The 25,850-nt window shown below is 57.7% G+C and carries 30 protein-coding genes; 18 read left to right on the top strand and 12 right to left on the bottom strand.

What is annotated here, in order from left to right; all coding sequences use genetic code 11:
* Positions 1–56: 56 nt before the first annotated feature.
* A complete protein-coding gene (locus ABIQ96_RS26190; RefSeq protein WP_348217621.1) occupies positions 57–416 on the bottom strand; it encodes an HIT domain-containing protein in 360 nt (119 codons plus the stop codon).
* Positions 417–600: 184 nt separating this feature from the next.
* Between ABIQ96_RS26190 and ABIQ96_RS26185 the strand changes: the two genes are divergently transcribed.
* The 14 genes from ABIQ96_RS26185 (at position 601) to clpX (ending at position 11,720) form a co-directional block, all read left to right on the top strand.
* A complete protein-coding gene (locus ABIQ96_RS26185) occupies positions 601–1,011 on the top strand; it encodes a peptide chain release factor-like protein (RefSeq protein ID WP_348217620.1) in 411 nt (136 codons plus the stop codon).
* A gap of 100 nt (positions 1,012–1,111) precedes the next feature.
* Positions 1,112–2,038 carry an AEC family transporter gene (locus ABIQ96_RS26180; RefSeq protein WP_348217619.1) on the top strand — a complete coding sequence of 309 codons (927 nt, stop codon included), beginning with the start codon at positions 1,112–1,114 and terminating at the stop codon, positions 2,036–2,038.
* A 28-nt stretch (positions 2,039–2,066) separates the two neighbouring features.
* Positions 2,067–3,086 (top strand): zinc-binding alcohol dehydrogenase family protein, encoded by a 1,020-nt coding sequence (locus ABIQ96_RS26175; protein WP_348217618.1) that lies wholly within the window; start codon positions 2,067–2,069, stop codon positions 3,084–3,086.
* A 6-nt stretch (positions 3,087–3,092) separates the two neighbouring features.
* Positions 3,093–3,512, top strand: coding sequence for a secondary thiamine-phosphate synthase enzyme YjbQ (locus ABIQ96_RS26170; protein WP_348217617.1), 420 nt, complete (start codon positions 3,093–3,095; stop codon positions 3,510–3,512).
* A gap of 43 nt (positions 3,513–3,555) precedes the next feature.
* Entirely contained in the window at positions 3,556–4,404 is an 849-nt protein-coding gene (gene nadC / locus ABIQ96_RS26165) for a carboxylating nicotinate-nucleotide diphosphorylase (RefSeq protein ID WP_348217616.1), read from the top strand.
* 5 nt (positions 4,405–4,409) lie between these two features.
* Complete coding sequence (locus ABIQ96_RS26160; protein ID WP_348217648.1) at positions 4,410–5,168, top strand: biotin--[acetyl-CoA-carboxylase] ligase; 759 nt, start codon at positions 4,410–4,412, stop codon at positions 5,166–5,168.
* Between the two features lie 44 nt (positions 5,169–5,212).
* Positions 5,213–5,653, top strand: coding sequence for a hypothetical protein (locus ABIQ96_RS26155; RefSeq protein WP_348217615.1), 441 nt, complete (start codon positions 5,213–5,215; stop codon positions 5,651–5,653).
* 193 nt (positions 5,654–5,846) lie between these two features.
* Positions 5,847–6,302, top strand: a complete 456-nt coding sequence (locus ABIQ96_RS26150; protein WP_348217614.1) for a MarR family transcriptional regulator — start codon at positions 5,847–5,849, stop codon at positions 6,300–6,302.
* A 97-nt stretch (positions 6,303–6,399) separates the two neighbouring features.
* Positions 6,400–7,050, top strand: a complete 651-nt coding sequence (locus ABIQ96_RS26145; protein WP_348217613.1) for a polyphenol oxidase family protein — start codon at positions 6,400–6,402, stop codon at positions 7,048–7,050.
* The gene (gene ispE, locus ABIQ96_RS26140; protein WP_348217612.1) at positions 7,047–7,892 is read left to right on the top strand and encodes a 4-(cytidine 5'-diphospho)-2-C-methyl-D-erythritol kinase; all 846 of its coding nucleotides are present in this window, start codon (positions 7,047–7,049) and stop codon (positions 7,890–7,892) included. Before ABIQ96_RS26145 ends, ispE begins: the two co-directional genes overlap by 4 nt.
* Before the next feature lie 194 nt (positions 7,893–8,086).
* Positions 8,087–8,245, top strand: coding sequence for a DUF3309 family protein (locus ABIQ96_RS26135; RefSeq protein ID WP_348217611.1), 159 nt, complete (start codon positions 8,087–8,089; stop codon positions 8,243–8,245).
* 132 nt (positions 8,246–8,377) lie between these two features.
* The gene (tig, locus tag ABIQ96_RS26130) at positions 8,378–9,706 is read left to right on the top strand and encodes a trigger factor (RefSeq protein ID WP_348217610.1); all 1,329 of its coding nucleotides are present in this window, start codon (positions 8,378–8,380) and stop codon (positions 9,704–9,706) included.
* 16 nt (positions 9,707–9,722) lie between these two features.
* On the top strand, positions 9,723–10,382 hold the full coding sequence (locus ABIQ96_RS26125; protein WP_348217609.1) for an ATP-dependent Clp protease proteolytic subunit: 660 nt from the start codon (positions 9,723–9,725) through the stop codon (positions 10,380–10,382).
* A 54-nt stretch (positions 10,383–10,436) separates the two neighbouring features.
* Positions 10,437–11,720 carry an ATP-dependent Clp protease ATP-binding subunit ClpX gene (gene clpX / locus ABIQ96_RS26120; RefSeq protein ID WP_348217608.1) on the top strand — a complete coding sequence of 428 codons (1,284 nt, stop codon included), beginning with the start codon at positions 10,437–10,439 and terminating at the stop codon, positions 11,718–11,720.
* 120 nt (positions 11,721–11,840) lie between these two features.
* Here clpX and ABIQ96_RS26115 read toward each other — a convergent pair whose 3' ends face one another.
* Complete coding sequence (locus tag ABIQ96_RS26115; protein WP_348217607.1) at positions 11,841–12,008, bottom strand: hypothetical protein; 168 nt, start codon at positions 12,006–12,008, stop codon at positions 11,841–11,843.
* Positions 12,009–12,036: 28 nt separating this feature from the next.
* On the opposite strand from ABIQ96_RS26115, the gene ABIQ96_RS26110 reads away from it, so the two are divergent.
* The gene (locus ABIQ96_RS26110; protein WP_348217606.1) at positions 12,037–12,585 is read left to right on the top strand and encodes a GNAT family protein; all 549 of its coding nucleotides are present in this window, start codon (positions 12,037–12,039) and stop codon (positions 12,583–12,585) included.
* 1 nt (position 12,586) lies between these two features.
* Here the strand turns inward: ABIQ96_RS26110 and ABIQ96_RS26105 are convergent, their stop codons facing one another.
* Both ABIQ96_RS26105 and htpG read right to left on the bottom strand, forming a co-directional pair.
* Positions 12,587–13,162 (bottom strand): 3'-5' exonuclease, encoded by a 576-nt coding sequence (locus tag ABIQ96_RS26105; protein WP_348217605.1) that lies wholly within the window; start codon positions 13,160–13,162, stop codon positions 12,587–12,589.
* A 131-nt stretch (positions 13,163–13,293) separates the two neighbouring features.
* The gene (gene htpG / locus ABIQ96_RS26100) at positions 13,294–15,138 is read right to left on the bottom strand and encodes a molecular chaperone HtpG (protein ID WP_348217604.1); all 1,845 of its coding nucleotides are present in this window, start codon (positions 15,136–15,138) and stop codon (positions 13,294–13,296) included.
* Positions 15,139–15,410: 272 nt separating this feature from the next.
* Here htpG and ABIQ96_RS26095 point away from each other — a divergent pair, with 272 nt between their 5' ends.
* The 3 genes from ABIQ96_RS26095 (at position 15,411) to ABIQ96_RS26085 (ending at position 19,560) form a co-directional block, all read left to right on the top strand.
* Entirely contained in the window at positions 15,411–17,549 is a 2,139-nt protein-coding gene (locus ABIQ96_RS26095; RefSeq protein ID WP_348217603.1) for a GDSL-type esterase/lipase family protein, read from the top strand.
* Between the two features lie 588 nt (positions 17,550–18,137).
* Positions 18,138–18,866 (top strand): hypothetical protein, encoded by a 729-nt coding sequence (locus tag ABIQ96_RS26090; RefSeq protein WP_348217602.1) that lies wholly within the window; start codon positions 18,138–18,140, stop codon positions 18,864–18,866.
* 199 nt (positions 18,867–19,065) lie between these two features.
* A complete protein-coding gene (locus tag ABIQ96_RS26085) occupies positions 19,066–19,560 on the top strand; it encodes a hypothetical protein (protein ID WP_348217601.1) in 495 nt (164 codons plus the stop codon).
* Positions 19,561–19,610: 50 nt separating this feature from the next.
* Here ABIQ96_RS26085 and ABIQ96_RS26080 read toward each other — a convergent pair whose 3' ends face one another.
* From ABIQ96_RS26080 to ABIQ96_RS26045, 8 genes are all read right to left on the bottom strand, one after another.
* On the bottom strand, positions 19,611–20,474 hold the full coding sequence (locus tag ABIQ96_RS26080) for a HEAT repeat domain-containing protein (protein WP_348217600.1): 864 nt from the start codon (positions 20,472–20,474) through the stop codon (positions 19,611–19,613).
* Positions 20,475–20,602: 128 nt separating this feature from the next.
* The gene (locus tag ABIQ96_RS26075; protein WP_348217599.1) at positions 20,603–21,025 is read right to left on the bottom strand and encodes a hypothetical protein; all 423 of its coding nucleotides are present in this window, start codon (positions 21,023–21,025) and stop codon (positions 20,603–20,605) included.
* A 239-nt stretch (positions 21,026–21,264) separates the two neighbouring features.
* A complete protein-coding gene (locus ABIQ96_RS26070) occupies positions 21,265–22,599 on the bottom strand; it encodes an ABC transporter permease (RefSeq protein WP_348217598.1) in 1,335 nt (444 codons plus the stop codon).
* Positions 22,600–22,609: 10 nt separating this feature from the next.
* Positions 22,610–23,524: an ABC transporter ATP-binding protein gene (locus tag ABIQ96_RS26065; protein WP_348217597.1), complete on the bottom strand. Its 915-nt coding sequence runs from the start codon at positions 23,522–23,524 to the stop codon at positions 22,610–22,612.
* A 49-nt stretch (positions 23,525–23,573) separates the two neighbouring features.
* Positions 23,574–24,035: a GNAT family N-acetyltransferase gene (locus ABIQ96_RS26060; protein ID WP_348217596.1), complete on the bottom strand. Its 462-nt coding sequence runs from the start codon at positions 24,033–24,035 to the stop codon at positions 23,574–23,576.
* A gap of 15 nt (positions 24,036–24,050) precedes the next feature.
* The gene (locus ABIQ96_RS26055) at positions 24,051–24,482 is read right to left on the bottom strand and encodes a type II toxin-antitoxin system VapC family toxin (protein WP_348217595.1); all 432 of its coding nucleotides are present in this window, start codon (positions 24,480–24,482) and stop codon (positions 24,051–24,053) included.
* 1 nt (position 24,483) lies between these two features.
* Positions 24,484–24,741, bottom strand: a complete 258-nt coding sequence (locus tag ABIQ96_RS26050; protein WP_348217594.1) for a DNA-binding protein — start codon at positions 24,739–24,741, stop codon at positions 24,484–24,486.
* Positions 24,742–24,804: 63 nt separating this feature from the next.
* The gene (locus tag ABIQ96_RS26045; protein ID WP_348217593.1) at positions 24,805–25,845 is read right to left on the bottom strand and encodes a cyclopropane-fatty-acyl-phospholipid synthase family protein; all 1,041 of its coding nucleotides are present in this window, start codon (positions 25,843–25,845) and stop codon (positions 24,805–24,807) included.
* Positions 25,846–25,850: the final 5 nt, after the last annotated feature.

Below are 25,850 nucleotides of genomic sequence, written 5' to 3'. Positions count from 1 at the left end.
GTGTAGTCCTTCAGACAGAGAGGGGTCAAGTCGTTTGTGTCACCGTTACGATTGTATCAAACCATCATCTCTCCACTTTGAGCCGGATTGCCGGGGTCCAGCGGCTTGCCGGAAACCAAGTGGAAATGCAGGTGCTGCGTGCTTTGGTAGGAGCCACCGTTGGTGATGATCTTGTAGTTCGTTTCCGCGAAACCACGATCCATGATGATGCCGGACATCAAAGTGAAAATCTCACCGAACAGAGCCGCATCCTGAACCTCGATGAGTTGACGGACATGCTGCTTGGGAATCACCACGATGTGGATCTCCCAAGTCGGCTGAGTATGCTCGAAGGCGAGGACGCCGGAACTTTCCGCAATCGTCACGAATGGAACTCGGCCGCTGAGAATGGAGTCGCAATAGAAATCAGAATTCATGGACAAAATGACGTGGTTTCAATATTCGAAATTGTCCGGCAGCATGTGGTTTTCCATTCCCCATTCATCAGGGGAATGAAAGCTGTTGGACGCAGGTGCGCCAAGAATGAAAATGGTGGAACTGATCTCGGAGAGCTCTCTTTCCAACCTTGTCATTTCGGGATTTCCCCGCATTTTCCGTGGAGTGCAGAGTCCGATTACATCCGAGAAAACCGCCGCGCTGGAACAGCGGATGGCGGCGCTTGGAATCGCGGAGGGCGATCTGTTGGAAAAATTCGTGCGCGGTTCGGGAGCCGGCGGGCAGAAGATCAACAAGACGTCGAACTGTGTTTTTCTCAAACACCTGCCGACTGGCGTGTGCATCAAATGCCAGATGGATCGCTCGCGGGAAATGAACCGGTTCCTCGCAAGGCGGGAACTGTGCGACCAGCTCGACGCGATCCGCGAAGGCAAGGCGGTGGCAAAAACGCAGGCGATCGAGAAAATGCGCCGCACGAACCGGCCGAGGTCGCGGAATTCGAAAAACCGCAGCGTGGCGGACAAGCGGAATTTGTCTCAGAAGAAGTCAATGCGGAGAGCGCCGGGAGGAGAGTGATGATCGCCCGGAACATCGAACATCAAGAATTGAACTTGCACGGGCGGGGCGGGGTCGGGAGCGTGGCGCGGTGATTTCGCCGCTTACCGTTATCGCATCGGTGTTGCCGGTGTATCTGCTGATGATCGCGGGCGCGGTGCTGCGCCGGACGGGAGTCTTGCCGCGGGAGTGCGATGTGCCGGTGATGCAGGTGGTTTACCGGGCGATGCTGCCTTGCTACATTCTGGACAAGATTCTGGGGAGCGCGGTGTTGAAGAGTGGCTCGGTGGTGGTGTGGTCGATTTTTCTAGGGGCGGGATTCATCGTGGCGGGGATTTTGATCGGGCTGGCGGTGGGCCGGTTGATCGGGCTGGAGCGCGGTACAGGAATGCGGACGTTTGCCTTGAGTGCGGGTTGCCAGAACTTCGGCTTCACGGCGGCGCCGGTAACGGAGATTTTATGGGGATCCGGGGCGCTGGCGTTGATGTTCGTGCACAACATCGGGGTGGAAACGGCGATGTGGTCGGTGGGGGTGATGATGATGAGCGGCGAGCGCGGGTTTTCGTGGCGGCGGCTGGTGAACGGCCCGGTGATCGCGGTCGCCATCGGCCTGACACTGGTGGCGCTGGGGCTGGATGACCACGTGACGGGCTCTGTGAGAAAGGCGATGTCGATGATCGGCGTGGGGGCGTTTCCAGTGGCAATCCTGATCACGGGCTGCTCGATCATGGATCTGTTGGGGGCGGAGAGGTTCAACTTGAGAGTAATTCTGGGGTCGGCGTTGGTGCGGCTGGCGTTGGTGCCGCTGGCAATGTTGTGCGCTGCGAAGCTTTTACCGATCCAGATGACGGAGCTGAAGCAAGTGCTGGTGGTGCAGGCGGCGATGCCGGCGGGGCTGACGTCGATTTTGTTAGCCCGGCTCTACGGCGGCCGACCGGCAGTGGCGGTTCAGGTGGTGATCGCAACAACGGTGGTGAGCCTCCTCACGCTGCCATGGATCATCACGTGGGGGAGCGCATGGATCGGACTGAAACCCTTGTTGCCATGAGCGGCCGGAAGGGTTTTCAATGACGGCCATGAAAGCCATCGGCGCACGCCAGTTTTTCCCCTTCAGTGATCCGGGTTGTCTGGTGGAGTTCGAGACGGCCATGCCAGAGCCTCGGGCCATGAATCTGCGAGTCAAGGTGCTGGCGGTTTCGGTGAATCCGGTGGACACGAAGGTGCGGAAATTGCTGGGCGAGGGACCCCATGACCCGCCGCGCGTTCTCGGATTCGATGCTGCGGGCATCGTCGAGTCGGTGGGTGCCGGCGTGACGGGATTTTCCGCGGGAGACGAGGTGTTCTATTCCGGCGACGTGACCCGCGCGGGCAGCAACTCGGAGTTTCATTCGGTGGACGCGCGACTGGTGGCGAAGAAGCCTTCGATATGGAGTTTTTCCGATGCGGCGGCACTGCCGCTGGTCGCACTAACAGCTTGGGAACTGTTGTTCGAGCGGATGGGAATCCGCTCTGATGGCACGGATCGGAAAAAAGAGATTTTGGTGATCAATGGCGCGGGCGGAGTCGGTTCCGCCTTGATTCCCCTCGCCCGTTCCGCAGGGCTGCGGGTGGTGGCGACGGCCTCCCGTCCGGAAACGGTGGCGTGGTGCAAATCGCTGGGAGCGGATGAGGTGATCAACCATCGCGAACCATTGCGTCCGCAGGCCGAGGCGTTGGGAATTTCGGATTTCCCCTATATTGCGAACCTTCACGACACGGAGAGCTACTGGGAGACGACGGCGGATTTGTTAGCTCCGCTCGGAACCCTTGGATTGATCGTGGAAACGAAGGAGCCGGTGCACATCGGCAATCCATTTCGGCTGAAGAGCCCGCGCATCGTCTGGGAATACATGCCGGCGCGGTCGCGATTCCAAACAGCAGACATGCATGTGCAGGGAGAAATCCTCGCGGAAATCGCACGGCGGTGTGATGCCGGGGATTTTCCGAAAATCACAACCCGCACGTTCGACAGGATTTCCGTGGCCAATCTCCGCGAGGCCCATGCCGCGATGGAGGCGGGCTCGGCACATGGCAAGTGGGTTCTATCCGGCTGGTGATTTCACATGACCGCACACAACGAGACATTTTCAGTTAGGACGCACGGCAAGGGCACGACCGAGATCACCCGTGAAGTGGCGGGGATCGTCGTGCGATCCGGTGTCAGCACGGGAACAGTCACCGTTTTCGTCCGCCACACGAGCGCGAGCCTGGTGATCATGGAAAAAGCCGATCCGAGCGCGCGCCGGGATTTGGAGCTGTTTTTTGAAAAACTGGTGCCCGAGAGCACTCCATGGTTCATCCACACGCAGGAAGGTCCGGACGACATGCCGAGCCACATCCGCATGGCGTTGACGCGGACCAGCGAGGCGATTCCGATCATCGACGGTCGGATGACCTTGGGAACGTGGCAGGGAGTTTTCTTATTCGAACATCGGCGGGATCCTCACCGGCGCGAAATTGTGGTCAGCGTGATCGGCGAATGAGTTGAAATTTTCCGCCGAGTTCCGCACTATCCATTTCTCCCTGATGAACGATCACTCCGACACTCTCATCCAACTCGCCCTCGCCGAAGACATCGGCGAGGGCGACGTGACGTCCCGTTATTTCATTCCTGATGAACGCCGGGCCTGCGCTTTCGTGGCGGTGCGCAAGGACGGCGTGGTTTCCGGAGTGGAACTGGCGGCACGGGTATTCAGCACGGTCGATCCGGAATTGGATGTGGAAATCCTGATCCCTGACGGCAGCCGCGTGGCCGGCGGAGCTCTATTAATCCGGGTCGAAGGATCCGCGCGATCAATTCTAACTGCCGAGCGGACGGCGCTCAATTTTCTCCAACGCCTTAGCGGAGTCGCCACCCTGACAGCCCGCTACGTCGAACAGATCAAAGGCACGAACACCCGGATTCTCGACACGCGGAAAACGACCCCGGGTTACCGGCTGTTGGAAAAACAGGCGGTCGTCCATGGCGGAGGAACCAACCATCGCATCGGCCTCTACGACCGGGCGATGGTGAAGGACAACCACCTCGTTGCGGAAGGTGGACCGGAAGCCATCCAAGCGGCAATCGGCCGGTTGAAATCGGAACAACCGGAAGTCGAAGTGGAGTTGGAAGCCGACGATCTCGATCAGGTTCACACATTTCTAACAATGGATGGCGTGGATTACATCCTGCTCGACAACATGACCGTGGATGAACTCGCCGCGGCCGTGCTCATGCGCGGGGAACGCAGCAAGCCGAAGTTCGAGGCAAGTGGCGGCATCACGTTGAAGGTCCTACGGGAGATTGCCAAAACGGGCGTCGATTTCATTTCCGTTGGGGCGCTGACGCACTCCGCTCCGGCGCTCGACGTCGGTTTGGACTTCGAAACTTTGTGACTTCGATGATCGGCGAAAATTTCAATGAAGCCGCCGCGGAATTTCCCGAGCCATTCCGCCTGCTGGTTCGTGAAACCGTGGAGTCGACCAACGATGAAGTGCGCGCACTGGCCATGGCGGGTGCGGCCGACGGGTTGATCGTCCTCGCCGAACGTCAAACTGCCGGACGCGGGAGACGCGGGGCAGCATGGTTCTCGCCAGCGGGCGAATCGCTTGCGTTTTCCATTCTAGTCCGCCCTGAGGAACCAAAGGCGTTGTGGCCGCGACTGGCGTTGGCGGCCGGCGTCGCCGTGGCGGAAGCCATCGAGAGCTTCGGCGTGCAGGCGGGGATCAAGTGGCCTAACGATGTTTGGATCGGGCAGCGGAAAGTCGCCGGGATCCTCGTTGAAGCGGGAACGGACTTCGCAGTCGTCGGCATCGGGCTGAACGTGAACACCCTCGGATTTCCCGCCGAAGTTTCCGAAATAGCGACTTCGCTTCGCATGGAGACTTCGCGGGAATTTTCCAGAGCCGAGGTCCTGTCGGCAATCATCCATCGATTCGCCAGCCGACGCCAACACGTCGGCGACCATTTCGAAATGCTGATCTCCGCGGTTTCCCAGCGTTGCGTCCTAACCGGAAAAAAAGTGACCCTCATCACGGCAGGCGGACCACGCGATGGAACCGTGGAGGGCATCGCGGCGGGCGGAGAATTGATGTTGCGCACGGATGCCGGGTTGGAACGCTTGATTCAAGCGGATGAGATCCGTTTGGCCCACACTTGAATTCTCGGATTTCATTTTGAGCGAAGCGACGCCAGACTTCGCTCATGAACGTGAAGTCCGGCTTTCTGATTGCTGCATCGCTTTCCCTGATCGTGGTGTCCTGTGGTACCACCAAATCCACCAAGCCGGATTCCCCCAAAGAGGAACCGAAAAAGGCTCCCGTTGAAGGACCAAAACTGGTGGGTCGGGTTGCATCGGTTCCCACCGAGAAAAAGTTCATCCTGATTCAGAGTTACGGCACCTGGGAGGGCGAAACCGGACAGATCCTCACCACCCGGGGACCGGAAAATCGGAGCGCAAACCTAAAAATTACCGGAGAAAAACTCGGTGAATTTGCCGCCGCCGACATCCAATCCGGTTTGGTTGAGGTCGGTGATGCGGTTTATTCTCAGCACGTTCCAAAGCCTGTGACGACTCCGACACCTCCTGAAACCCCGCAACTGCAAGAGAAACCGCCTGCCGAGAATGTTCAAAAAAATAATTAACTTTTCGGGAATTCTTTGCTTCCAAAACCTCTCATGTTTATGTATTTTCAAAAAGTCCCGTTTGAGCAACTGAGCACAGCCATAAATATTTAATTTTGGAGTTGATTACTATCCGGTAAACCGGGTAGCTTCTCTTTCGCAATGGCTGTGCCCCCTTACATGTCCCGAAACATGAACACTACAACCAGCCATAATGAAAACAATGAACGCCTCGGGCGCTTCGGTGAAAGCCGATGCGGACCGTCTTGCTGACTTCGTCCTCTTCACACAACGAAGCTGCATCCTGAACCTGTCAACAGAACTCAACAAAGGAAACATCTCGTTTCCGCAGTTCTTCCTCCTAACCTATCTATCCAGCGAAGAATATCTCACGATGTCCGACATCGCGAAGAAGATGGGCCATTCGACCGCAGCCGCTACCGGCTTGGTTGATCGGTTGGAAAAGCTGTCCTATGTTGAGCGTATGCACGCCGCCGAAGATCGCCGTAAAATCATGGTCCGCATCACCGCAAAAGGAATTGAACTTGTTGCGAAGATGCGTACGGAAATCGCGAACGATCTGGCTGGCATTCTTGCAGGCATGGATGAAGACCAGGCTGAAACCGTTGAACACACGAAGCGCGCCATTCAAGGCCGTGCGATCGCTTGATCAATCGTTTCTCCTTCTGAAATAATCCAGCTTGGCGAATCCTCAGCGCCTCCGTTACCGTCCCCGGGTGACGGAGGCGTTCCCCTTTCTACATCCTTTGAATTCGATCCCGGGCGTCCGCGCGGGGTGGATCGAGCGCGTGTCGGATTTGTCGATCACCGGCGACCGCGATGAGGCGATGAATCTGTTACGGCCGTATCATGCCCGGGCGGTTTCGGATTTCGCCGGACCGGATTCCGAATGGTGGCGAGCGGAGCAAGTCCACGGGACAACAGTGGCTATGGTTCCCGGAAGCCCTCGGATCACGGCACCCGACGGTCTTCCCGTGGTGCCGGGAGTGGACGGTCTCGTCACCTCCCAACCCGGCTTCGTATTGGTGATTTACACCGCCGACTGCGGGGCCATCTGGCTGGCCGACCGGAGGACAGGCGCCATCGGATTGCTGCACTCCGGGAAAAAGGGCACCGAGGGGAACATTTTTAAAAATGCTCTGGGCGTGATGGCAGACCAGTTCGGGACCCGGCCCGAGGACGTCACCGCCGTGCTCAGTCCGTGCATCCGTTTTCCGGACTATGATGTCGATTTCGCGGGAGAGATCGGCGAACAAGCACGAAACGCCGGAGTCGGAAATTTTTCGGACTGTGGATTGAATACCGCCGCCGACCTGAAACGATTTTACAGCTACCGCCGGGAACTCGGAAAAACCGGCCGAATGATGGCGATGATTACCCGGGAAGTAGAACCATGAAAAGCTTCTCCCTCCAGGCACCGGCCAAGTTGAATCTCACGTTGAACGTTTTGGGAAAACGCGCTGACGGTTTCCATGAAATCGACACGCTGATGGTCAAACTCCCCGGCTTGGCGGATGTCATCGAGTTCACTGAAGCCGACGATTTCAAGTTCACCTGCAATGCTGCTGACGTGCCTGATGACGAGAGCAATTTGGTGGTCAAAGCGGTGCGAGCCTATGAATCCGCAGCGGGAGTCCCCTGCCACTGCTCGATTTCGTTAAAAAAAGTCGTCCCGCATGGAGCCGGGCTTGGTGGCGGAAGCAGCGATGCCGCCACCACATTGCTGGGATTGAACAGGCTTCATGATTTCAAGCTGGGCGTGGACGAGCTCCACAAAATCGCCGCGAATTTAGGATCGGATATTCCTTTTTTCCTGATCTCCGGAGCCGCCCGCTGCACGGGTCGCGGGGAAATCATCCAACCCGTTCCATCCCCACCGGCCTTGCGGGTCTTGCTTTTGAAACCGTCGTTCTGCGTCGCGACTCCCGATGCTTACAAGCGGTGGACGACGTCGGCGGAAATTCCCGGCATTCACTACGGACCTCAGTCGCTTCAAGGAATCAACTTGGAAAATGCGTTGGAGCGCCCGGTTTTCGAAAAACACCGGTTTCTCGCCGAACTGAAGGAATGGCTGTTGGAGCGAAGGGAGACCCCCGCCGCGATGATGAGCGGCTCAGGTTCCACCGTTTTCGCGGTTTTGAACGACGGCGTCGATGCCGATGTGTTAGCTGCTGCAGCCCGTGCGGAGCTAGATCCCGGAATGTGGCATTGGGCGGGAATGACCGAGTCGTCCCCTTGAAGAACCGCATTTTGCACGCCCATCCGTGCAATTCTTGAGAACCAGCTCCTGAGCTTTCAAACAGCGATCCCGGCCGGAGCCATAAACATCAAGCGATTGCAGGCTCTGCGTGTAGGGCAACCGAATTGGCCCGGTATTTGCGATGGGAAAAGTTACCGGCAAATCCACCGGCCAACCCTTAACCCCATCAAACCATGAGCATCGGAACCATACTCCTCATCATCCTCGTCCTTGCTCTCGTCGGAGCGCTTCCCACATGGGGCCACAGTCAAAGCTGGGGTTATGCACCCAGCGGCGGCCTTGGATTGGTCCTACTGATCTTGGTCATCCTGCTGCTGCTCGGAAAAATCTGAGGCTGCGGTTGGATCGGCATTTCCCGCAAGGCTGCGGCAATTTAGTGGGGACAAACCAGAAGCGTCGTTTGACAAGCCCCGCTCAAATCCACTAGGTTGCCCGCCCCGGTGCCAAAGCCGGTCCAATCTATCATGAATATTGTTGTCGAGAAGCAGCCAAAATGCGTCGCCACCCTGCGCGTTGAAATCCCAGCGGACAAAGTCAACGGCCAGCGCGATCAGATCGTCAAAGGCTATGCCAGCAAGGCCCGCGTCCCCGGTTTCCGTCCCGGAAAAGCCCCTCGCGCCGTCGTTGAAAAGCGCTTTCAAAAGGAAATCGACGAGGAATTGAACGGTGCCTTGATCAACGAGGCCTACGACGAAGCACTCAAGCAAGAGTCGCTCAACGTGCTCGATTTCGGCGTGCCTGAGGACATGACCACCCTTCCCAATGGAAACATCACTTTCGTTTCCAAACTCACCTTGGCCCCGGAAGTAACGCTTCCTGAATACAAAGGCGTCAGCGTGACAGTGCCTCCTCTCGCCGTGCCGGACGAGGCAATCGAAGCCCAACTCACCGCGCTTCAGGAGCGTTTCGCCGATTTCTCGGACATCGAAGGTCGTGCCGCCGCCATGGCCGACTTCGCCGTCGTCGATTACACCTCCACCGTCGAAGGCAAGCCCACCGACGAATTCCTCGGCAAATCTTCAGGCTATCTCTCCGGCCGCGATGGCTTCTGGGTGCGCCTTGATGAAAAGGCATTCCTTCCCGGATTCGCCGCCCAGCTCGTCGGCATGAATACCGGCGATTCCAAGGAAATCACCATCACTCTTCCGGAGGATTTCCCAGTCGCCGATCTTCAGAACAAGGAGATCGTTTTCCAAACAACGGTCAAGGAACTCAAGCAAGCCGCACTTCCCGCCTTGGATGACGAACTCGCCAACCGCCTTGCTCCCGGCAAGTCGATGGAAGACATCAAGGACATCATCCGCGAAAACATGGCAGGTGAACGCCGCCGCAAGATCGACGACATGAAGGTCAACCAGATCGTCGCCCATTTCAACGCGCAGGTGAATTTCGAACTCCCCGACGAACTCGTCAGTCAGGAAACCCAGAACCAGGCCGATGCCATGGTGAAACGCGGCGTCCAGTCCGGCATGAGCGAGGACGAGATCCACTCCCAACAGGAGGAAATCTTCGCCAGCGCCGGTGACCAGGCGTTGTCGAACCTACGCACCAATTTCATCCTCCAGGAAATCGCCCGGATTGAGAAAATCACCGTGACTGATAGCGAGTTGATCAACCACCTCGCCCAGATCGCCACCTCGCGCAAAGTCGCTCCGAAAAAGTTCATCCGCGACATGCAGCGTGCGGGCCGCATCCAGAACATCCGCAGCTCGATGGCCATCGGCAAGACCATTGACTTCTTGGTAGAGCACGCGAATGTCGTGGAATCAAATGACACCGCACTCGATGACTAATTTCCAATCCCCTTCCATGAGTTCCGCCCCACCGCGCAACAGTTACTATGTCCCGATGGTCGTCGAGCAGGACGGACGCGGCGAGCGTTCGTTCGACATCTACTCGCGCCTGCTCAAGGACCGCATCATTTTCATCGGCGTTGGCATCGATGACTATGTGGCCAACTCGGTGATCGCCCAGCTTCTGTTCCTGCAGATGCATGACCCGAAAAAGGACATCCACATTTATATCAATTCGCCCGGTGGCTCGGTTACCGCAGGTCTTGCGATCTATGACACGATGCAGTTCCTCACCTGCGACGTGAACACCTACTGCATCGGTATCGCCGCTTCAATGGGTTCGGTCCTCCTAACAGCAGGCACCAAGGGCAAGCGTTTCTGCCTGCCTAACTCCCACGTCATGATCCATCAGGTTTCGGGCGGCGCCCAGGGAACCGCCTCCGACGTCGAGCGCACGATCGGTTTCATGTTCAACCTCAAGAAGCGCCTGAACGGTATTCTCGCCCATCACACCGGCAAAACCATCGAGCAGGTTGAAAACGATTCGGATCGCGACAACTACATGACCGCCGAGCAATCGGTGGCTTACGGCCTCGTCGACAAGGTTCTCGAAAGCCGCAAGCAGCTTCCCGATACCGTTGTCGCCGCGATCGAAGACAAAAAGTCCGACGCCTGACGCTTCAGGACTGCACAGTCCCCGCATTCCCAAAACAACATTTGCTAACAACTCATGGCCCGCGCTTCCAATCTGACGATGTGCTCCTTCTGCGGAAAGAGCCACTCGGAGGTCAAAAAATTGATCGCCGGGCCCGGAGTATACATTTGCAACGAGTGCATCGAGGTCTGTTCCAACATACTTGAAAAGGAACTGGGCGGCAGCACGCCGACGAAGGGCAAGACGCCTGCCGACAAGGCGGGATTCAAGATCCCCTCGCCCGCCAACATCCTCGCGAAGCTTAACGAGCACGTCATCGGTCAGGAAAACGCGAAGAAGGTCCTGTCAGTGGCGGTTTACAACCACTATCAGCGCCTCCGCCAGGATCAGGCCAAGGTCGGCGAGGAGTTCAAGGATGTGGAAATCGAGAAGTCCAACATCATGCTTCTCGGACCCACTGGTTCGGGAAAGACCCTGCTCGCCCGCACGCTCGCCCGCGTGCTCGACGTGCCGTTCTGCATCGTTGACGCCACGACCCTGACCGAAGCCGGCTATGTCGGTGAGGACGTCGAAAACATCATCCTGCGCCTGCTCCAGGCGTCCGACTTCGATGTCGCCCGCGCCGAACGCGGAATCATCTACGTCGATGAAATCGACAAGATCGGCCGCAAGACCGAGAACGTCTCGATCACCCGCGACGTTTCGGGCGAGGGCGTTCAACAGGCCTTGTTGAAGATCCTCGAAGGCACCGTTTGCAACGTTCCGCCGCAAGGTGGCCGCAAGCACCCGCAGCAGGAATATATCCAAGTCAACACCGAGAAAATCCTCTTCATCGTTGGCGGCGCGTTCGTCGGCCTGGAAGACATGGTTCGCCGCCGTCTCGGCAGCAACACCCTCGGCTTCCACGCGGATCGCTCGCGGGAAAATCTCGACGACCCAACGGTGAACGTCCTTGAGAAAGTGCAACCGGAAGACCTCCTGCATTTCGGACTGATCCCCGAATTCATCGGCCGCCTTCCGGTGATTTCCTCGCTTCGGAAACTGACCGAGGACGAGCTCATGTCCATTCTCACCGAGCCGAAAAACGCCTTGGTGAAGCAATATGGCAAGCAGCTCGCCATGAACGACGTGAAACTCCGCGTCACCCGCGATGCTCTCCGCGCCTTGGCCGAGGAAGCAGTCCGCCGGGGCACCGGAGCACGCGCCCTGCGCTCCATCTTCGAAAAAATGATGCTGGAAGTCATGTTCGACATCCCGTCCCGCGACGATATTGAGTCCGTGACGATCAACCGCCAAGTGGTTCTCGGCGAGCGTCCGCCCAACATTCGCCGCAAGCGCGCGGACCAGGACGCGGCGTGATTCGGGATTTGATTGGAATTTCAGCGGTTGCACCCTGAAAACCAGCGCAATCCGCACTTGATTCGTGTTTCCGAACTGCTAGTGGTTGTGGGTCGCCATGCGCTGGTCGCATGGTGGCAATCAAACCAACAACCGACCAAACAACATGAAATCCGTTAAATTCATCATCGCCGCTGCTGCTGTCGCCATCTTCGCCGCTTCGTGCTGCCCATCCGCTCCAGCACCAGCTCCAGCACCAATGATGCACTCCTCCAAGTAATTCAACTTGTAAGCCCGGCTCGCCTTCATGGCGGGCCGGGCTTTTTCGTGTCGTGATATGAAAAAGCTCCCCAAGGAAATCGAGACCGAACGCTTGTTCATCCGGGTCGCCAAGCCTGGCGATGGTGTGGCTTTCAATGAGGCGATTCTCGAATCCATCAACCAACTTTCGCCATGGCTCGGCTGGGTGACGCCTCGACCAACCGTCGAGGACTCCGAGCAATCCTGCCTTCGCGCCCACGAACGGTTTTTGCGGAATGAAGACCTCATGGCCTTCTTCTTTCTCCGCGATACGGGTGACCTCGTTGGCGGAAGCGGTCTTCACGATGCCAACTGGGACTTGCGCCAGTTTGAAATCGGTTACTGGGGACGCACCCGCTTTTCCGGTTCCGGCCTGATCACCGAGGGAGTCCGCGCCCTAACGCACCATGCGTTGGAAAAACTCAACGCCTCACGGGTTTTCCTAACTACCGACGACCGGAACACCGCCAGTTGGAGGCTCGCCGAACGTGCCGGTTTCCAGCTCGAAGGAATCCTCCGCAACGAGCGTCTCGATCTGACTGGCCGCTTCCGTGACACCCGGGTTTACGCGCGTGTTTCCGCTTAGGTCAGCCCCGGTCTATCGGCAGGAATGCCCCATGCCGGGGCACGCCGTTGAACGAGCGATCCAGCCCTAACCGCTGCCACATCCCTGCCACTGCACGACCAAGGATTTCAACATCCCCCCGCGCGTCGTGGCGGCGGATGTTTTGGGAATCAATCCGCAGGCGGGAAATCAGGTGATCCAGCGAGTGCCCCGTGCCTCGGACTTTTCCGAACAGCATCTTCGACATGTGGATCGTGTCGATGCTGTGGACCTCGCGCATCGGCAAGCCGTGGCGGCGGCAGGTGGCTGCTAGAAATTTGCTGTCGAAGCGCAGCCCGTTGTGGGCGATCAGCGTGGAATCCCCCGACCAGGCCGCGAACTCGCACAACACTTCCTCCGGCCGGTTCGCATTCGCGACGTGGCGGTTCCCCACTCCGGTGTAGCTCTCGATGAATGAGGAAATCGACCTCCGCGGTTTCGCGAAACTGGCGAACGTGTCCTCCGGGCAAAGGCTGCCCGCCGTGAAACGCATCGCCGCGATCTGGATGAACTCGTCCTGCTCCGGGTCGAGCCCGGTCGTTTCGAGGTCATAGATCACGAAGGAATCCCCGGCGTGCTGGCGATCCGTCCAAAAGAACGAATGACGGCACTCGGGACAATCCACCCGCGTTCCCATCGCGGACTTCGGGCCTGATAGACTGGTTTTACATTCAGGGCAGAAGACTTTCATCAGCCCATCGCCTTCTCCATCAGCTTGTTCATGCGGGTCACCGTGTCGCGGGCGTCTTCCAACAGACCGGCGGCGATGAGCGCGTTGTCGAGCAGTTGCAGGGCGACGAGTTTAGCCAGCTCCGGATTCGAGTCCTTGGCCTCGGCGAGCTTCTTCACCAGTGGATGTCGCGGGTTGATTTCCAGCTCCACCTTGATGTCGTCTTTGAAATTCTCATCCATCGCCCGCATCATCTGGCGCATCTGCGGGCTCATGCCGTCGGTCGGCACCAGCGCGATCACCGGGCTGTCCACCAGCCGCTTGCCGCTGGCGACGGCGGTCACGCGGTCGCCGAGTTCCGTCTTGAGGAAATCACAAAGCGCGGCGGTCTGCTCTTCGGATAGAGAATCACCTTCCGGCGCGTGGTCTTCCAGATCGACACCGCCGTGGCGGATGGAAACGAGTTTCTTGCCGTCGAACTGGCCGAGCGACTCCACGACGTATTCGTCCACTGCATCGGTGAAATAGACGACTTCCAGCCCGCGGGCCTTGAATGCCTCGATGTACGGGCTGCTTTCCACCTGCTCGCGGCTGCCGCCGACGAGGTAGTAGATCGACTCCTGGCCGTCCTTCACGCGGGAAACGTAGTCCGTCAAACCACAAACCGCGCCTGCATCCGTTAGTGAGGTTTCAAAACGCAGCAGCTTCGCCAGCGCATCCTTGTTCGCATAGTCGGTGGCGATGCCTTCCTTAAAGAAGCGGTCGAACTTCTTGTAGAAGCCACGGTATTTCTCCGGATCAGCTTCAGCTTCCTTTTCAAACATCTTGATCACGCGCTTGCTGATCACCGCGCCTAACTTTTTCACCAGCGCGCTGTCCTGCATCGTTTCGCGGGAGATGTTCAGTGGCAGATCCGCGCTATCGACGACGCCTTTCATGAAACGCATCCAGTCGGGCAGCAGGCCTTTCGGCTCGGCATCGATAAGGACCTTCTTCGAGTAAAGCGAAACGCCGCACTCCACTTTCCCGAAGCCCATCCGCTCCGGATTCTCGCTCGGCGCGAACACCAGCGAGTTGATCGCGATCGGCGCATCGGCGCTGAAATGCAGGCGGTAGGCCGGCTCGTCGAAGGCCTTGCAGGCGAATTGATAGAACGCCTTGTATTCGTCCTCGGAAATCTCCGACTTGTTCTTCAGCCATAGCGCCTCGACCTCGTTGACGCGCGTGCCGTTGAGAAAAATCGGGAAGCCGACGAAATTGCTGTAGCGCTCGATCAGGTGCTTGATGCGGATTTCCTCGGAATACTCGCTCAGCTCCTCCTTCAGATGCATCACGACCTTCACCCCGCGCTCCTGGCCGGGCGATTCCTCGATTTCGTAGCCGCTCTTGCCATCGCTGATCCAGACGAGTTCCTCGCCATCCTCGCGCCAACTGCGGCTGTGCACCTTCACTTCATCCGCCACCATGAACGCCGAGTAAAACCCGACGCCGAACTGGCCGATCATGTTGCCCGGCGTGCTGCCGCTTTCCTTCACCGACTTGAGAAACGCCTTGGTCCCCGAGTGGGCGATGGTGCCCAGATTTTCCACCAGCTCCGCGCGGGTCATGCCGATCCCGTGGTCGGCGATCGTCAGCGTCTTCGCCTCCGCGTCCGTGGTGATGTGGATTTCCAACGGCAGCGTCGGCTCGTGGATGTTTTTCTCCGTCGCCTCCATGTGGCGGAGCTTCTCCATCGAGTCGGAAGCATTGGAAATCAGCTCCCGCAGGAAGATCTCCTTGTCGGTGTAGAGGGAGTGGACGACCAGATCGAGCAATTGCTGGATCTCGGCCTGGAAGACGTGTTTTTCGACGGTGGTTTCGCTCATGGGTAAAAGGGTAGGTTCGTGGGAACGGCGGGACCATAGCCAAGTTCGCCCGGCTGTCAAAATTTCCGCACGCTTCCTCCACCCTTCCGAATTTCAGTCACCCAATCGTGGGAGAATTTCACTCCATTTCGCCCGCTCCGAGTGACTTCGTCGCAGGTCGTCCCACTGGCATGCGGCGCTGAAAGAACGACTATCACACTGTGGTAAAGGGGCCGCACGGCGATTTCACGACTCCCACCTCTCCGCCCGTTTCATTGCTCCTGATTCACCTTATGAAAATTATCCTTCCTTCTTCTCTGGCTTTGTTTGCCGCGCTTCCCGCCCTCGCCGTGGAAGTGAGCCTTGAGGCGAAATTCATCGAACTCAAGGCAAAGGATCCGGTAGGGACTATTGAACTCGAATACCCTGCCATTTTCCGCGACGGCGCGGACCGCAGCCCTGCCCGCACGGTGGACGTGTCGAACCAAGTCGCGCATCTCACTTACGGCGAGGGTATTCAGGCAACGCTGGAATCCCTCGAAGGCGGCAAACTTGTCTTCAAGGTCTCTAACCTGCCGGACGGCAATTTCAAAGTCTCGCAGCAATTCACGGTCGCCGCTCCCGGCACATGGGGGGGAAAGGTCCGCTGGTCCATCAACGACAGCGAAATGAAAGTATTCCCCGAGGCGAAAAGCGACAATCCATTCCTCTACCAGGCAGACGGACTGCGTCTCCTTTTGCAAGGCGAAGGCAGTGAAGGGGTGGGCATCACGCTTCCATTCGGCTACACAGAGTTCAAAGACCGCCGCGCTTGGACGAACCCCGAGTATCAGTGGACCACCTTTTCGCACCTCCCACGCAACGGGGCACAGAGCGAGTATCTCTACGAAATCAAATCCGCCGACGGTTCGCCCGTCACCCGTGCCCCCGCGAAAATCATCAGCACGGGCGATACCTACACGCCTTATCCCGAGGCCCGCGAGGAGCTGTGGCCCGGCAAAGGCCCGATCCGCACCTTCGGTTGGCAGGACGGTATACGCCGCAAATACTTCGACAATCGCGCGAAGGACGAGAATGCGATTGTCTTCGTCGGGGACTCGCTAACGGAAAACTGGAGAACCGTCCAAGCGGACTTTCCAAAATACAAAATCGCCAACCGCGGCGTCGGGGGCGACACCTCACGCGGCGTCCTCTTCCGCTTCCAACACGACGTGCTGTGCCTCAATCCGCAAATGGTCTTCCTGTGCGCGGGGAGCAATGACCTCACGGCCCATGGCAACCCTGATGACGCCGTTTCCAACATCGAGGCCATCCTTAAAATGGCGGTCGCTTTCAACGACAAGATGCCCGTCGTCATCAGCTCCGTCGCCCCCAGCAGCAACCCCCAGGCACCGCTCAAGCCCGGTGCCCGCGAGGCGTTAAACGCTGGATTGGTCGAGCTGGTGAAATCGTATCCTAACGCGAGGTTGTTCGATTTAAGCGCCGCCTGCATGGGCCCGGATGGGCAGCAGGACCTCTCGCTCTACGAAAAGGACCAGCTCCACTTCGGCGCAAAAGGATACGTGGTGTGGAAGGCCGGTCTCGAAAAACTTTTCGCGGATCTCCTTAAGCCGACCTCCGGGGCAGCGCTCGCACCGATTAATCTCTCACGGTTCAAGCTTGTGTGGCAGGACGAATTCGACGGGACGGAGCTCGACAGAACCAAGTGGGACACGCCGCATCAGGACCGGCAGGGCGCCTCCCGCTGGGACGGCCGCAACGTCTCGGTCGCGAACGGTGTCGTGACTATCAAGATCCTCAAGACCGACGATCCCATTTTCCGTTACGAGAGCGCGTGTATCCGTACCAGCAAAGGCTACGATCCGAAGGATTACCTTTTCAGCTACAAATACGGTTACCTCGAGACGCGCCTGCGTCTCCCTAACCACGTCCGCAGCGATTATTGGACTGGTTTCTGGCTTCTAGCGGGCGATGTCGTCGCCGGCCGGAATACCGACACCCGCCTCGGCACGGAGATCGACATTTTCGAGAACTTCAATCAGTGGAACCTCGGTCAACTATCCCACAACTTGCACTGGGGCGGCTACGCCAAGGATCACAACTCCGGCGGCAAGAACAGTGGGCCGCACCTCGAACTTTTCGACGGCCAATTCCATACCTTCGGCCTTTACTGGGACGAGGCGAAGTACATCTACACCATCGACGGCGTGTCCGTCCAAGAGTCCGACGCCATGGGCTTGGGTGCCGAAAAGGGCAATGATGGAAACCCGCTCGCCAAATCCCAGGGCACTTGCCGTAACCCGGCGTTCATCAAAGTAAGTGTGGAAGGCGCGCCGTGGTGCGGCCCCACTGGTCAGTGGGAGAGCGTTATGCCTGCCGAGGACACCCTGCTCGTTGACTATGTCCGCCTCTATCAGACAAAATCGAACTGAGAGGCCATCTTAAAATAGGACGTGGGGACGTCTCGTCCCCAGGCATGGACGACACGTCCATGCCCCCTATCCGCAGTTCACGCGAAAAAAATGGCAGGAGTATCAGCCACCGCACCCGGATTGGCATTTTCAGACAGCCTCTGAGCCAATGCCCCCCCACATTCGATCACACCCTCCAAGATCCGCCTTCTCGCCAGATTTCAGCCACTCAAGATCCTACCGCCGGGAATTCCGTGGCTGCAAAAGCCCGTCCCCCACACGCCAGCGCCTGCCTTTTGCGTGCAAAAGCCCATCCCCCACACGTAGTTGGCCACCTTTTGCATGCAAAAGCCCGTCCACTACAACCCAGCGGGCACCTTTTGCATCCAAACTGCCTAAAATGGCCGGGAAACCGTTTTGTAGCGAAAATTCGGCCCCCCTATCCGCTCTCCGGCAGATTTTTCCCGAGAAACTGATAACAGCCGAATTCACCCATCACTTCCGGCGTAATGGTTTGACGCCTATCTGATTTTCACATCTGTTAAAAACAGATGAAGGAAAACCGTCATAAGGGCGGTCCCCATCTGTTACACCAACCCCATCACGACCATGCCATTCCGCCAGCTACCCGCATCGGATCCCGCCCGCAGCCAAGCTCTCAGCGCCGGATTGAAAAAATCCGCCGCCGTCACCGGCCCCGCCCGCCTCATCAGCGCGGACACCGCCACCCGCCTCACCGCTTTCGTCCCCAAGTGGGAAAAGGAAGTCACCGAACGCGCCGATGCCCTCGGCCGGCAGACATCCGTCACCACCGCCTTGAATCTGACAGGCAACAAACTGCGGATGATGGTCAGCCATTTCATCCAGGTTTTCCAATTCGGCGTCGCCCGCGGCGTTTTCTCGCCATCCGGTCGTGCGGTTTATGACCTGAGCGTGAACGAGGAAACCGTCCCCGGACTCGACTCCGAGGCGGATCTCCTGCTCTGGGCGGACCGCATCATCAAGGGCGACCCGCGCCGCGTCGCCAATTTCTCCGAGCCCTCCATGGCCATGCCCTCCGCTGCCGATGTTTCCACCGCACTCACGGCTTACAATACCGAGCTCACCCTCCAGACCGCCGCCAAGGACCTCCTCGAAAGCGAGCAGTCCGACGTGAACAAACTCCGCCCCGAGGCCGACCAACTCATCCGCGACGTGTGGGACGAGGTGGAGTTCGCCCTCCGCCAGCTCGAATCCCCCACCCTCCGCCGCCGTGCCCGCGAATGGGGTGTCTTCTACGCCCTCCGCCCCGGCGAACCCGAAGAACCCGTAACCCCGGCCGATCCGCCACAAGCTTGATTTCCGCGTCCCATCCCCAACGCCCGGCCTCCTCAATGGAAGCCGGGCGTTTTGTTTTCGGCCTCTCTTTTCATTTGTGGATCCGGCTTTCACTTCCCACTCGGTTTGCTACTTGCTTGTTCGCCCCAAGTGGAACTCCATATCCGCATCTGGCAGGTTAAGCAGATGGTCTCACCCGCTATTTCCAAACTCAAAAAAGATGATCAGAACCATCACACTAACGTTAGGCATTGCGATTTTCACAATTGCATTTGCCGCAGGCGATCCGAAGCCAACCGAAAAAAAGGAAGCGGAAAAGCCTATGTCGATTGAACAAATTCTGCGGAGAGCCGAAACAAACAAGTGTTATGAGGCGATTGTTTTACCCATGGTGATAGATGACAGATTCGGCCTTTCAGGTAAAATTGAAGCTGGGGCTCCCGACTATACGGTAATTCCTCCAGATGAGATCCCGAAGTTTTTCGAACTTTTGAAGAAGCGGAAGCCCTGTGACGGTTTGGAACTTGGATTTCAATATGAGCTCACATTTCTGATGGAGGGCGCACCTACGGTTCCTGCGATGGGTTTGATGTTTCGAAAAGTCGGAAAAGTGTGGTTCATTGCAAATTTGGAAGAGAAATTCGAGATGAAAGAAGAATTTTCGAAATGGATGAACGAACGGATGTTGAAAATGAATGGGGCCGGTCTCGACTAACATCTCGCAGAACGTTTCATAGCATCCGTGGCGCAGATGGAAGCTCGAATTCAATTTGGCCGATTGTCGCCGCCGGATGCGCCGCCTTGTCCTGCCTTCGGTGTGCAGGCAGCAATCGCGTCAGCCAGCTTGCTCGCAAAGGAAGGGTCATCATCAAGAGTAAGAATCTCAGTAAACTGGTTCAAACGGTGAAACAGACGTGGGTCTCGAGTCATCCCCGCTGCTTCAATACTCAAGATGCTAACATCATCGTCTTTCCATTCGTTGATCAATTCCGGGATAATCGCAGGATACCCACGCTTCGCTAGACCCACGAGCGCCTCACCTCGAATCTCGTGGTCGGAATCACTCAATACCTCTCGCAAAGCATCTCGGATGGCAGGAGTGTCCGTATCGATCTGCGTCCCCAATCCGAATACCGCCCAATTCCGGACATCACGGTCGTCATCCGCCGTGAGCTTGATCAACCCTGCAATGGCACGGGCGTCATCGAGACCGAGCAGACCGAATGCGACACCGTACCGAACCAGCGGATCAGGATGCTCGATGTGCCGGACAAGTGCGGGAATAGCTGAATCTGCTGACCGATGGCCAAGTCCAACCGCAGCACAATAGACGACATAGACATCTGAGTCGTCGAGTAGGCGAGTGAGAATCTCAATGCTCTCATCCCTGAAGGTTTGGTCCCCCCAACCTAATTGGGCCAAGATATCCGCTCCCGTCGCGCGATCACCTGGATCGTCGCTGGAACAATATTCCTTACCGAGGCGAAACTCCTCCTCCCCTCCCCGATAGGAAATTAATGCAAGGCTGGCTTCGTGCTCATCTTCGTGGATGACTTCACGATACTTCCGAGCGACCTCGCTGCTTGGCGTGTTGTCGCTCTCGTAGCGCTCGTTGTGCCGCGTTTTCATTTCTTTCAGTAAGTCAAACAGCACGCGCCGCCACTAGCGGGGGCGAGCGTCGAGGCGGGAGTTAGGGTTCAAATTACGGGCAATGTTGCTGACAAGGGGGCTAGTGGCGGTTGCTGCAGCTAGCATTGTTAGAATTCTTGTATTTGTTGCTTCAGTGCTTTGTTCAAGTTTTCCTCAATGACAAGCCTGTCTGAGTATAGAGCCATCGATCCTACGTAGCTTGCTCCTTCCATCATGTCTTCGTAAACGCATATCTGAAATCGATAATTCTCGTAATCGTCAGTGAGTAGTTGGTGAAGATCGTCAAGAAAGCCGACTTTGAACTGTGTCGCATTCGTATCGACATACCTTGTGTGATTAGGCCACCAGTCTTCCCCGACATGAAGTTGGTTGGACTCGTCCGATCCGAAATGGCGCGTTACTACGGTTTGGATCAGGTGAATCAAAAAAGAGTCGAGCTTCTCATATTTCTCTTCTTCCTCAGTTGTCGCAAACTCTGCGATAAGCGCTTCATCCGAGAAGAGCTGATCGAAAGTCTTTGGCGTAACCACGGTTGTATTTGCGGGGAGCACTGGTTTTTTATTTGCCTAACAGTTCGCTCTGTCTGTCCCGGACGATATCGAGTCGGGTTGGCCGAGGCAAGCGGGGAGAAAAAGGACCGTGGAGAGTCTGCGGGTAAACGGTTTGCAGGAATCGTTCGATTTCATGGGTGAATCGGATACGCGAGAAGTCGGGGGATGCGATGCGATCAAAAATCAGCCCCTCTCCACCGGCGGCAGCAGGATGAGTTTCAGCCGAAGATCTTCCCCCGATTGAACCGCCACACGGCGATGGTCATCACCAGGGCGGTCATGCCGCCGAGGATGCCGAGGGTGGGCAGCAGTTCAAGGAACGTGGCATTTGCCCACAAAACCTGGGAGAACGCCTCCATGGCCCAATAGACCAAGGTGACCTTGCTGATCTGTTGGATGAACTCCGGCATCAGCGTCACGGGAAACCAGGCGCCCCCGACTGCGCACATGAGCAGGATCACAAACGTGGCGAGGCCGGTGGCCGCCTCGGGCGAGGGCGACACCGCCGCTAACAACATTCCGAAGGCCGTGCAGGCAGCGGCGGCAAACGCGCAGACCAGCAGCAGGAATCCGATGTGATGTTCGACGTCGATTCCGTAAAGAAGGCGTCCGGCGAGGAACAGCGTGATGAGCTGGAGCATCCCGATCAAAATCCCAAAGACGAACTTGCTCCAAAGGATCTGCGCCCGGCTTACCGGGCCGGCGAGGATTCGATAGAAAATGCCTTGGTCGCGCTCGTAGAACAGCGCCGAGGCCGCGGCGCTGAGCGCGAACAGCAGGAATTGCATCGCCCAGCCACCCACGATGCGTGTGGCCGCAGGTGACTTCACGTCCTTTCCAGCCACTTGGATGGACTCGACACGAATGAGCCGGGACATCAACGAACCGCCTGCAGGATCGCTGCCGGCGCCTCCTGTTGAAAGGCCGCCGGTGAAATCTCCTGACTCGATGCTTTTAAGAATTTGCGCAGGATCCCCACCAAACGACTTGGCGATGTTATCCGCCATCGATTTGTTGAAACCGGTCATGTTATTCGCTCCAATCACTTCCCGGCCGGTAGCCATCAATGACTGAACGACCAGTTGCGGCGCACTGGAGAAGATGGTCTTTTGCAGGATGCCGTTGACGGTCTGGGTTTCGATCTCATTGCGGGGATTGGTGTAAATCTTGAGGTGCAGGCCGATGCTTTTTCCGTTGAAAAGATCATCAGGAATCACCAAGGCAAAGCGGAATTTGTTAGCCCGCATCAGGGCCGGGAGGTCGGCTTCGCGCAGGGGCCGCTCCGACTTGTCGTCGGCCACGGTTTTCGTGACCACCTTGAAGGTTTTTTCGCCTTGCAGCGCCGCCACCAGCTTCCCGGCTCCGGGGTCGGCACTGGCATTGACGACGGCCAGCGGGATACCGTTCGGGCCTGAGTCCTTGCGATTCACGCCGAATACCTGGCCGAAGACCCAGATCAGCACGAACGGTACGATGAAGGTCAGCGACACCGCCGCCTTGTTTCGGAAGAAAAGGGTGAAGTCCTTGCGAACGAGAATCAGAATGGTGCGCATGGCGGGGAGTTTATTCGCGAAGGGTGCGGCCCGTCAGGTGCAGGAACACCGCTTCGAGTGTCGGCCGCTGGCTGGTGAAGAGTCGCGCCGGCAGGCCGAGCGACTCGGTGAGTTGATAGAAACTGGAAAGCTTGTAGCCCGGCTGCGGCCGAAAACGGAAATGCCCCTCCCCTTCCTCGACCGCGCCACACGAGGCCAACCGGGCGGCCAGCGGAGTGGTGGAGTCGTCTAGCGGAAATCGGATTTCCTCCTCGAACGGCAGCTTGAGCAGCAATTCATCCAAAGTGCCGAGGGCGGGAACTTTGCCATGATCAATGATGCCGATGCGCGAACAAAGCCGCGTGGCCTCCTCCATGTAGTGCGTGGAATAGATCACCGTCAGTCCTTCGCGATTCAGCTTTTCCAAAAACTCGAAGATCGCGTTGCGCGACTGCGGGTCCACCCCGGCGGTGGGCTCGTCGCAGAGCAACAGCTTGGGCCGATGAAGCAGCGCCGCCACGATATTGAGCCGGCGCTGCATGCCGCCCGAAAAATTCTGCACGGGATCGCGTCGCCGGTCGGTCAGTTGCATCGCCTCCAACCCTTCATCAATGCGGTCGCGAAGCACGGAGCCACGCAACCCGTATAGTTGCCCGAAGATGCGGAGGTTCTGGTCGGCGTTGAGCTTCGGATAGAGCGCGATGTGCTGCGGTACGAGCCCGAGAGCGGCACGAGCTTCGGGCCGGTTCGAGAGCGCCTGACGGTTTACCGTGATGTGGCCCGCGTCAGGCGAGCGCAGACCGGCGACGAGGGACATCAGCGTGGACTTGCCCGCGCCGTTAGGTCCGAGAAGGCCAAAAAATTCCCCGGCTTCGATCTTGAGCGAAACGCCATCAAGGGCAGTTAGCGAACCGTAGCGCTTGATAACATTTTCAAGTTCTAGCATGAGGGAATTGATTCATTTACTGGCGAATATCTTTCGTCAGCCACGATGTTTACGGCGTTGGCTGGACGAACTGGTTCGGTTCCGGTTCCTTTAGGCCTTGCTTTGAAAGAAAGTACCTCGTATGGCCAACCGGATAGTCGGCCAAGGTGCCGAAAGTGGTGTAACCCAGCTTCTGATAAAAAGGAAGTGCCTGAAAATCGAATGTATCGCAATGCGCATGAATGCAGCCACGAGCCAATGCTTCCCCTTCTGCGGCAGCCATGAGGCGGCTACCTATTCCGCGCTGTCGATGGTCTTCAGCGACCCAAAGTTGCCGGACAAATAGCCAGTTCCAATGTGTATATCCGATAAGACCACCGACAATGATGCCGTCGCTACGAGAAAGAGCAGTGAGATCACAGTAATCTTCTGATGCGGCTCGGGTCTCATTGTATGCAACCAGAGATTGCACGACGAACCGTCTATCTGCTTCTGAGATATGCGTGTCGACGGTGGTCTGGATGTCTTTCATGGGTAAGTGATAAATTCACCGGACAGGTGGAGGGAGAAATGGATTCAAAATCCGAATTCCCAAACCTCCGAAATCAGCCTCATTACGAGTCACCAGCGTCAGGTCATGTTCCAAAGCAGTCGCTGCCAGCAAAGCATCCACTTCCGGCAGGGAGCGAACGGCTTGCAACCGTCCCCAATGCTCTGCGACGGCCAGAGTAACCTCTATCAGCCGCTCCCTGAAAGTCTGTTTCACATCGTTAAGCCACCGCTCCAGCGCCAAGGTTTGCGAAACATCGCGGGAACCCAGCCGATCAATTCCTTTCCTGATTTCTCCCAGCGTCATCACGCTGAGAAACAGTTCCTGATCCTTCATGCCCAGCCACCATTGGTAAACCTCGGTTTGCGCCCGCCGCGGACCTTTCCGGATCTCGCTCAGCACATTGGTGTCGATCAGGTAGCCGCGCATTTCAGTCCTCGAAAAGCGTTTGCTCCGTACCCCGCCCGGGAAGATTGCGTTCCCGCTCGAACAAAACATCCCCGCCCACATCGGGCATCTCGCTCAATACCTGCCAAAAGCTTTTGCGCTCCACACCCGAGTCCGCCAGCAAGGCATCGCGAAGGATCCGGCGATGCTCCTCCTCAACGGAAACGCCATGCTCGCCTGCCCGCTTCTTCAAGTGGCGGACCAACTCATCGTCAAGATTTCGGACCAGCAACTGTGCCATGGGGACACAGTCCGCTATCATTGATAGCAAGTCAATTTCGAAGTTGTCCTGACGGTCCTCCCGTCACATCGGCTTCCGGAACCGGTAATGCGAGACGATCCACTCGTCGCCGTTGCGGTAGCCCCAGAGTTCGGCGCAGGCCATGAAGAAGACGCGCCAGTAAACCCACCAGCGGGTTTGCTGGTCGGGGCCGTAGGTTTCGCCGATGAGCGGGAGCAACTCGTCGCGGGCGGCATCCATCCGGGTGAGCCATGCCTCGGAGGTTTTCTGATAGTGGGTGCCGCTGACGTGCCAGTGGTCCTCGATCCACAGGTGGTCCTGGAAATAAAGAAGCAGGTCGTCCGACGGCATTTGGCCGCCGGTGAAGAAGTAGCGCGCCATCCAATCGTCCTCGCTCTCCGCCTCGTAGTGATAGGCATATTCGCGATGGGTGAAAATATGGGCGAATAGGGCGCCGCCGGGTTTCAGCCAGGTGGAGATGCGCTCCATCAGCCGTTCGTAGTTCTTCATGTGCTCGAACATTTCCACCGACACCACGCGATCGAACACCGCGGAGCCTTCGCCCTGATAGTCGATCATGTTGACAGTGCGGACCTCGACATTCGTTAGGCCGCGGGCGGCGAGTTGGGATTCGATGTGGATTTTCTGGGTGCGCGAGTTGGAGACGGCGGTGATCCGTGAGTTCGGATAATGCGCGGCCATCCACAGCGTGAGCGAACCCCAACCGCAGCCGAGTTCGAGAATGCGGTGGCCGTCCTCCAGTCCGGCGCGCTCGCAGGTGATGGCGAGCATCCGCGCTTCGGATGCGTCGATGTCGGTGACGCCGTCATCCCAATAGCCGGAGCTGTATTTCATGTGCTTGCCGAGCACGCGCTCGAAGAAGCGGGTGGGAAGCTCGTAGTGCTGCTCGTTCGCCTCATCCGTGGCGATGGCGATGGGGGCGGCGCGGAGTTCGCTGACATGCCGCATCAGCCTGGCCTGGCGCTGTTCGCAGTTGAGATTTTCAAAAGGAGCCAGCGTCCCGGCAAGTCGGGAGCGGATGCCCATGCGGATCAACCCGTCCGGGATGATGCCTTTGGCGAGGAGGTCGTTGGTGTGGATCATGGTGA

Source organism: Luteolibacter sp. (assembly GCF_039920825.1).
Lineage (GTDB): Bacteria > Verrucomicrobiota > Verrucomicrobiia > Verrucomicrobiales > Akkermansiaceae > Luteolibacter.
This window is presented reverse-complemented; position numbering and strand designations above follow the sequence as displayed.

Coding starts and splice junctions, on each gene's coding strand:
- ABIQ96_RS26190 (WP_348217621.1), bottom strand. CDS start 416: ATGAATTCTGATTTCTATTGCGACTCCATTCTCAGCGGCCGAGTTCCA.
- ABIQ96_RS26175 (WP_348217618.1), top strand. CDS start 2,067: ATGAAAGCCATCGGCGCACGCCAGTTTTTCCCCTTCAGTGATCCGGGT.
- ABIQ96_RS26170 (WP_348217617.1), top strand. CDS start 3,093: ATGACCGCACACAACGAGACATTTTCAGTTAGGACGCACGGCAAGGGC.
- nadC (WP_348217616.1), top strand. CDS start 3,556: ATGAACGATCACTCCGACACTCTCATCCAACTCGCCCTCGCCGAAGAC.
- ABIQ96_RS26160 (WP_348217648.1), top strand. CDS start 4,410: ATGATCGGCGAAAATTTCAATGAAGCCGCCGCGGAATTTCCCGAGCCA.
- ABIQ96_RS26155 (WP_348217615.1), top strand. CDS start 5,213: ATGAACGTGAAGTCCGGCTTTCTGATTGCTGCATCGCTTTCCCTGATC.
- ABIQ96_RS26150 (WP_348217614.1), top strand. CDS start 5,847: ATGAAAACAATGAACGCCTCGGGCGCTTCGGTGAAAGCCGATGCGGAC.
- ispE (WP_348217612.1), top strand. CDS start 7,047: ATGAAAAGCTTCTCCCTCCAGGCACCGGCCAAGTTGAATCTCACGTTG.
- ABIQ96_RS26135 (WP_348217611.1), top strand. CDS start 8,087: ATGAGCATCGGAACCATACTCCTCATCATCCTCGTCCTTGCTCTCGTC.
- tig (WP_348217610.1), top strand. CDS start 8,378: ATGAATATTGTTGTCGAGAAGCAGCCAAAATGCGTCGCCACCCTGCGC.
- ABIQ96_RS26125 (WP_348217609.1), top strand. CDS start 9,723: ATGAGTTCCGCCCCACCGCGCAACAGTTACTATGTCCCGATGGTCGTC.
- clpX (WP_348217608.1), top strand. CDS start 10,437: ATGGCCCGCGCTTCCAATCTGACGATGTGCTCCTTCTGCGGAAAGAGC.
- ABIQ96_RS26115 (WP_348217607.1), bottom strand. CDS start 12,008: ATGAAGGCGAGCCGGGCTTACAAGTTGAATTACTTGGAGGAGTGCATC.
- ABIQ96_RS26110 (WP_348217606.1), top strand. CDS start 12,037: ATGAAAAAGCTCCCCAAGGAAATCGAGACCGAACGCTTGTTCATCCGG.
- htpG (WP_348217604.1), bottom strand. CDS start 15,138: ATGAGCGAAACCACCGTCGAAAAACACGTCTTCCAGGCCGAGATCCAG.
- ABIQ96_RS26095 (WP_348217603.1), top strand. CDS start 15,411: ATGAAAATTATCCTTCCTTCTTCTCTGGCTTTGTTTGCCGCGCTTCCC.
- ABIQ96_RS26090 (WP_348217602.1), top strand. CDS start 18,138: ATGCCATTCCGCCAGCTACCCGCATCGGATCCCGCCCGCAGCCAAGCT.
- ABIQ96_RS26085 (WP_348217601.1), top strand. CDS start 19,066: ATGATCAGAACCATCACACTAACGTTAGGCATTGCGATTTTCACAATT.
- ABIQ96_RS26080 (WP_348217600.1), bottom strand. CDS start 20,474: ATGAAAACGCGGCACAACGAGCGCTACGAGAGCGACAACACGCCAAGC.
- ABIQ96_RS26070 (WP_348217598.1), bottom strand. CDS start 22,599: ATGCGCACCATTCTGATTCTCGTTCGCAAGGACTTCACCCTTTTCTTC.
- ABIQ96_RS26065 (WP_348217597.1), bottom strand. CDS start 23,524: ATGCTAGAACTTGAAAATGTTATCAAGCGCTACGGTTCGCTAACTGCC.
- ABIQ96_RS26060 (WP_348217596.1), bottom strand. CDS start 24,035: ATGAAAGACATCCAGACCACCGTCGACACGCATATCTCAGAAGCAGAT.
- ABIQ96_RS26055 (WP_348217595.1), bottom strand. CDS start 24,482: ATGCGCGGCTACCTGATCGACACCAATGTGCTGAGCGAGATCCGGAAA.
- ABIQ96_RS26050 (WP_348217594.1), bottom strand. CDS start 24,741: ATGGCACAGTTGCTGGTCCGAAATCTTGACGATGAGTTGGTCCGCCAC.
- ABIQ96_RS26045 (WP_348217593.1), bottom strand. CDS start 25,845: ATGATCCACACCAACGACCTCCTCGCCAAAGGCATCATCCCGGACGGG.